Source organism: Dietzia sp. SYD-A1 (assembly GCF_015356725.1).
In the GTDB taxonomy this organism is placed as follows: domain Bacteria; phylum Actinomycetota; class Actinomycetes; order Mycobacteriales; family Mycobacteriaceae; genus Dietzia.
The window spans coordinates 1-6,407 of the sequence record NZ_JADDKI010000337.1 but is presented as its reverse complement, the minus strand read 5'-3'; the positions used below and the strand labels follow the sequence as shown (position 1 = coordinate 6,407).

Sequence of the window (6,407 nt, the reverse complement as noted above, 5' to 3'; positions counted from 1 at the left end):
GGCACGCACCGCGGCGGCCGCGCGTCCGGACCACCGGCTGCCGTGCCGCCCAGGGCGTTTGTCACGAGGTCCACGGCCCGCGGCGAGGCGAGCACCGTCAGATGTCCCGATCGGTCGTCCTCGCAGCCGTCCTGGAGCCTGACGACCCACAGATCCACGAAGTCCGGGACCACGGGTGCGGTGACGGGGCCGGTGAGTTCGTCATAGTCCGAGACCACGGCGACGTACCGGACCCCGCGCGCGAACGGCACGCCCTCGTCCCCGAGCCACGCGAGGGTGGCCTCGGCGTCCCGCCGCGCGGTGCCGGGAGAGATCACCTCGAGGAAGTCGGTGACGAACTCCGGGGGACCCTCCCCGGACCGGGCCGGATCGACCCCCAGGGTGACGACGGTGCGCACCGCATCGGCCCGCGTGGTGGCGGTGACGTAGGAGGCGATGATCGCTCCCTGCGAGTGCCCCACCAGGTCGACCTCGTGGGCCCCGGTGAGCGCGCGGACCCGGTCGATCTCAGCGGCGAGCTGCGGCGCCGAGGCACCGGTCAGCGAGTCCAATCCTCCCGTCGAGCCGAGGCCTGGCGGGGCCCCGACCGTCGGCGCCCACACGCAGTAGCCCTCCGCGGCCAGTGCCGCACCGTACGTGGCCCACGAGTTGCCGCCGTTGAGCCCGGTGCCGTGGACGAGGATCACCGGAACCGGATGGCGGGCACCCGGCCGGCAGTCGTCACGATTGATCCCGGGCGGGTCAGCGAGGCCGTGGGTGACCTGATAGGCCGCGCCGTCCCACCAGCGCCACGGGACCTCCGCCGTGGCCGGTCCGGAGCCGCCGACGACGACGAGGGCCGCAGCCGCGACCAGACCCGCGACCCCGGTACCCGCCCGACGCGCGATCACGAGCCCGGCGGGGTCGGGACCGGGCCCAGGTACGGGGCGATCGCCTCACACCGTGGCACGCGGGGGTTGGCGGGATCGAGCGCGTTGAGCACGAAGTCCGCCGTCCGCGGGTCGGAGGCGATCGCCAGGTGTTCGGCGTGGTTCTGCTCGCACCCGTCCTGGATCACCACGTTGGTCGTCTGGGGCCCCGGGACCAGGCCCGAGGTGTAGGGCGTGACCAACTGGTCGTACCGGGTGACGACGTTTAGGTAGCGCACCCCGGGTGCGTAGGGGGACCCGCCGCTCCACAACAGCTGTAGAATCTCGGAGCCGGGGGACATCTGGGACAGGGCGGGGATCTGACCCAGCTGCTCCGACACTCCCGGCACATCGTCCAGCGACCTGCGCATACCCCCTCCGGAGCCCTCCCACAGCGGGGCGATGGACGCGACGGTATTCACCGCGCCGGGGCGGCCGACCTTGGCCACCAGGCCGGAGACCAGGGTGCCCTGCGAGTGCCCCACCAGGTCGACCTGCTGGGCGCCGGTGGCGGCCAGCACACGATCGATGAACTCCCCGACCTGCGGCACCGAGACCGCCATTATGTCCGAGAGCCCGCCCAGCACACTCACCGGCCACGGGACATCAGGCAGGGCGCCGTAGGTCAGCGTGAACACGCAGTAGCCCTCGTTGTGCAACAGCGGACCGTACGTGGGCCAGTTGGTCACCGCACCTCCCGAGGTGCCGTGGACCAGCACCACCGGACGCGGCTTATCGGCCGAGGGCCGACACGTCCAGTCATTCGCCCCGGGAAGTTCCGCCCCGGGTTGGGCGAGCGCCATGGCGGCTCCGGTCAGGAAACTGTAGGGCACCGGGATCGGGGCCCGCGAGGTCGGATCCGTGGCATGGGCGGCGCCCGTGCCCGTCACGACGAGGGCTGCCGCGGCCACTGCTGCCGCGGCGACCCGGGCGGCACCGATTATGTTCATCTTCTCATTAAGCCACGCCCTGTGATCATCGGCAGGTCCTTTGCGTATACGAGCCCGGACTCGGCCTCGACCACCGCCTCGACGGCGTTGACCAGTCTCATCGCGGTGACGAGCATTCCGGACTCGTTGTGGTCGCCGTGTTCGGCGTGGTGGGTGAACTCCACCCGCATGGACGGCTGACCATGAATCTCGATGCGGTAGCACCCGTCACCGTGATCAGGCCGGGGCCAGTCCGGCGCCTGATCGGCGTCCGTGCGCGTGACGTGCTCCAGGACGATGCGGTCCTCACCGTCGACCTGACCCACGACCTCGAACCGTAGTGCCGCCTGGGTCCCGGCGGGGACCTCGCACGCCAGCAGGGACAGGTCGCGCTCGGCGGGCAGTCGCTCGTGGCGCTCGACCAGGGGTTCATCAAGGGTCACCTCGACCGCGGCGGCGAGCTGCCGGACCACCGACCCCCAGCCGGCGGCGAGCATGCCCGGCCTCAGAAGCGGCGGGAGGGACTCCATGGACTGTCCGAAGCCGAACGGCCGCCGCATGGTCTCGCCCTGGTGGTAGACCGAGTAGTCGGCGATCTCGCTCACCCGGATCAGGTCGATCCGCCGGGACAGGCTCGTCATGACCATCGGCAGGACGTCGTTGGCGAACCCCGGGTCGATCCCGTTGACGTGCAGCGTCGCACCGCCGACCCGGCCGGCCTCGTCCAGGGCGGCGATCATCTCCTCCGGGAGGATCCCGTGCGGGTACTGCAGCAGCACGGGACCCGAGGCCACCACGTTGATACCCGCCCGCAGGAACCGGGTGACGTCGTCGATCGCCTCCATGAACCGCGACTCGGTCTCCGCGGTGTAGACCACCGCGTCGGGTTCGAGTGCGAGCAGCTCCGACCGGTCGTCGGTCGCGACCACTCCCAGATCCCGGTCCAGACCGGCGAGCCGACCGGCGTCGAGGCCCACCTTGGCGGGGTCGGAGACGAAGACGCCGACGAGCTCCAGTTCGGGCCGGGCATCGATCGCCTCGACCGCCATCCTGCCCAGGTAACCCGTCGACCACTCCACGACTCTGATCGGCACGTCCCGCTTCGTCATGATCGGACGATAGCCGGATGGTCCGCGCGCCGGACCGGGCTCACCGGATCCGGGCCGGGCTCACCAGATACTGACGCGTTTCTCCGGCGCGAGCCACATGCCGTCGGACTCGGTCACACCGAACGCCTCGTGGAAGTCGTCGAGGTTCTTGACGACCTGGTTGCAGCGGAACTCCGGCGGCGAGTGCGGATCCACCGCCAGGCGACGGGCGGCCTCCTCGGCGCGGGTCTTGGTCCGCCACACGATGGCCCACGAGGCGATCAGCCGCTGCAGGCCGGTGAGGCCGTCGATCTCCGGCCCCACCCCGGTGCCTTCGGCGGGCTCGCCGTCCTGACCGTACGCCAGGCGGTAGGCGAGGATCGCGATCGTCAGACCGCCCAGGTCGCCGATGTTCTCCCCCACCGTGAAGGCGCCGTTGACGTGATCCTTGGCCGGGTCCAGGCCGTCGGGGGTCAGGCCCTGGTACTGGTCGATCAGCGCCTCCACACGCGTGCCGAACGCGCTGCGGTCCTCGTCGGTCCACCAGTCCACGAGGTTCCCCTCGCCGTCATACTTCGACCCCTGGTCGTCGAACCCGTGGCCGATCTCGTGTCCGATCACGGCGCCGATCGCCCCGTAGTTCGCGGCGTCGTCGGCGTCGGCGTCGAAGAACGGCGGCTGCAGGATCGCGGCCGGGAAGACGATCTCGTTCATCACCGGGTTGTAATAGGCGTTGACCGTCTGCGGCGTCATGTGCCACTCGCCGCGGTCGACCGGGCCGCCGAGCTTACCCAGTTCGTAGTGGTGCTCGAATTCGGCGGAGCGGCGAACGTTGCCGAGCAGATCGTCAGCGCGGACCTCGAGCGCCGAGTAGTCGCGCCACTTCTCGGGGTAGCCGATCTTCGGCACGAACGCCCCGAGCTTGTCCAGCGCCCGCTCACGTGTGGCCGGGGTCATCCACGGCAGCCGCGCGATGGAGTAGCGGTACGCCGCGGTGAGATTGTCGACCAGTTCCACCATCCGCGCCTTGTGGCCGGGAGGGAAGTGGCGGGCAACGTACTCCTTGCCGACCTCCTCGCCGAGGGCCGCCTCGACCGCGGCGACGCCGCGCTTCCAGCGAGCCTTGATCTCTTCGGTGCCGGACATCGCCGTGCCGTAGAAGCGGAAATTCTCGTCCACCAGCTCGGCGGTGAGGTAGGGGGCGCGGGAGGAGACGGTCCGCCAGCGCAGCCACTGCTTCCAGGTCTCCAGCGGCTCGGTGGCCCACAGTTCGGCGACGGCGGTGAGGTAGTCGGGCTGCATCGCGACGAGCCGGCCGAAGGTCTCCTGCGTGCCGCCGACCTCGCGGGCCCAGTCGTGCCACGGGAAGCCCGGCGCCAGCTCCGGGAGTTCGTCCCAGGCGACGGGGTTGTAGGTCTTGTCCGCGTCCCGGCGGGCCACGACGTCCCAGTGAGCGGCGGCGATGCGCGTCTCCAGGGCGACGATCTCTTCGGCGGTCCGGCGGGCCGCGCCCTCTCCGTCGGCGTCGTCGGTCACCCCTGCGAGGCCGAGCATCCGCGCGATGTGGTCGGTGTACTGGTCACGAAGCTCCGCGTACTGGTCCTCGCGGTAGTAGGACTCGTCCGGCAACCCGATGCCGTATTGCACCAGGTAGAGGATGTACTCGCTGGAGTTCTTGGCGTCGTTGTTGACGTACGCGCCGATCAGGCCACCGACGCCGACCTTCTCCAGACGGGCCATGGCACGGGCGAGCGAATCGGAGTCGGCGGCGCCGTCGATCTCGGCCAGGTCGGGGGCGAGCGCGGCCACCCCGGCGGCTTCGACCGCGTCGGTGTCCATGAAGGAGGCGTAGAAGGCACCGATCTTGGAGTCGACCGGAGCGTCGGTGATGATGTCCCGTACCCGCTCCTCCGACAGGTCGCGCAGGGCGAGAAACGCGCCGTCGATCGGACGGTCCGCGGGGATCACGTGGTCCCGTAGCCAGGTCCCGTTGACGTGCTGGTACAGATCGTCCTGCGACCGTACGTCGGGGTCGATGTACCGGAGGTCCAGGCCCGAGGGGCGCGGGGCGTCGGCGGTGGGGATCTCGGTCGCTGTCATGCGACCAGGCTACTCACACGACCCGCGAGCAGTCCGTCAGTGGAAACCGTTCTCGAGGTTGTGCTGCTTGGCCCCCGAGTAGGCGTCGACCATCCCCCACACCCAGAACCCGAGCATGATCGGGATCCCGATCAGGACCACGGACAGCAGGATCCCGAGGAAGTAACCGGCCATGATGCCGATGCCCTTGCCCGCCTGGCCGTTGATGATCGTGCCGAGCCCCGGCAGGAAGAAGGACAACACCAGCGAGAGCGCCGGCTCCTTGCGCGAGGCGCCGTAGTTGGGCGCGTACGGGTGCACAGCGCCCGCACCCGGGGCCCCGTAGGGCTGAACACCGAAGGGCTGGGCCCCATAACTCGGCATTCCGTAAGGCTGAGCGCCGAACTGCGAAGCGCCGTAGGGCCGATGGTCGAACGGCTGGTCGGCGAACGGCTGGTCGGCGAACGGCTGCTGACCGTACTGGGGGGACGTGTACCCCTGACCGCCGAAGTCGGTCGACCCGTAGGACTGCGTGCCGTACGTCGAGCCGAAGGACGCCGACCCGAAGAACTCCGTCCCGGAGGGCTCCGTCCCGTACGCCGCCCCGAAGTCATCGCGGTCGCGGCCGTGGGATTCGTGATTCTCCGACGGGGTAGTCATACCCACCACAGTAACGCGGGGGAGCGACATGCCGGTTGCGAGCCGGCATCAGTTGCGCGCGGTCATCCCCGGCCGGGCCCAGATGTCGGCGCAGTCGACGCAGGCGTCCTCCGACACGACCCCGACGCGCTGCAGTTGCCCGTACATCCAGCACCCGAGGCAGAAACCCAGGGCGGCCTCGGCGAGAGCTGCGGCCGCCAGCACGCCCAACACCACGACCCCCGCCGTCGTCAACCCGCCGAGGAGCAACCCGAGCGCGACGGAGGACATGACCAGTCCGATCGACTGGGCGAACCGCTTGGGTGCACCCGCGACCAGTCTGGGCTCGGAGCTGACCCTCGGGGCGAGCACGTGCACCGCGAGCCTCCCGAACGGTGAGTACCGCGGTCCTCCGGCCACCCGGAGGGCGAAACCGACGACCAGCGCCCCGGCGAGCCAGGTCTGCGCGGGCGGCGGCGCCAGCATCGTCACCACCGCGAGAGTCACCACCAGGCCGGCGGTGCACCGGGCGGCGTAGTCGTTGACGACCTCCGGGAACGCGAACACCTCTCGCAGACTCATGCCCGACCTCCTCGTACTCTCGGCGTTCTCTCCACCGGAACCCTTATAGACAGATCTGTCTATCACTGCCTCCGAGCGTACGCCCCAGGCGGCGACAGCCGCAATCCTCGGACCGCCCGGGACCCGCGCGCGCCGACCCTCCCGCCGGGTGGATCAGGCTCCCACACCCCGCACCCCACACC

General features: G+C 70.2%; 6 protein-coding genes. All 6 read right to left on the bottom strand.

The genetic code is table 11. The annotated features are described in order from the left end of the window. Nucleotides 1–890 (bottom strand): alpha/beta fold hydrolase (locus tag IY392_RS13215; RefSeq protein WP_194861457.1); only part of this gene is annotated, 890 nt, incomplete at its 3' end. Beyond that, nucleotides 887–1,858: a triacylglycerol lipase gene (locus IY392_RS13210; RefSeq protein WP_194861456.1), complete on the bottom strand. Its 972-nt coding sequence runs from the start codon at nt 1,856–1,858 to the stop codon at nt 887–889. The genes IY392_RS13210 and IY392_RS13215, both read right to left, overlap by 4 nt. Further along, nucleotides 1,855–2,946 (bottom strand): diacylglycerol kinase, encoded by a 1,092-nt coding sequence (locus IY392_RS13205; RefSeq protein ID WP_228549385.1) that lies wholly within the window; start codon nt 2,944–2,946, stop codon nt 1,855–1,857. The genes IY392_RS13210 and IY392_RS13205 overlap by 4 nt, the downstream gene beginning before the upstream one ends. A 60-nt stretch (nt 2,947–3,006) precedes the next feature. Then, complete coding sequence (locus IY392_RS13200; protein WP_194861455.1) at nt 3,007–5,025, bottom strand: M13 family metallopeptidase; 2,019 nt, start codon at nt 5,023–5,025, stop codon at nt 3,007–3,009. Nucleotides 5,026–5,061: 36 nt separating this feature from the next. After that, a complete protein-coding gene (locus IY392_RS19250) occupies nt 5,062–5,664 on the bottom strand; it encodes a hypothetical protein (RefSeq protein WP_228549384.1) in 603 nt (200 codons plus the stop codon). Nucleotides 5,665–5,712: 48 nt separating this feature from the next. Continuing rightward, on the bottom strand, nt 5,713–6,225 hold the full coding sequence (locus IY392_RS13190) for a DUF4395 domain-containing protein (protein ID WP_194861454.1): 513 nt from the start codon (nt 6,223–6,225) through the stop codon (nt 5,713–5,715). Between the last annotated feature and the right edge of the window lie 182 nt (nt 6,226–6,407).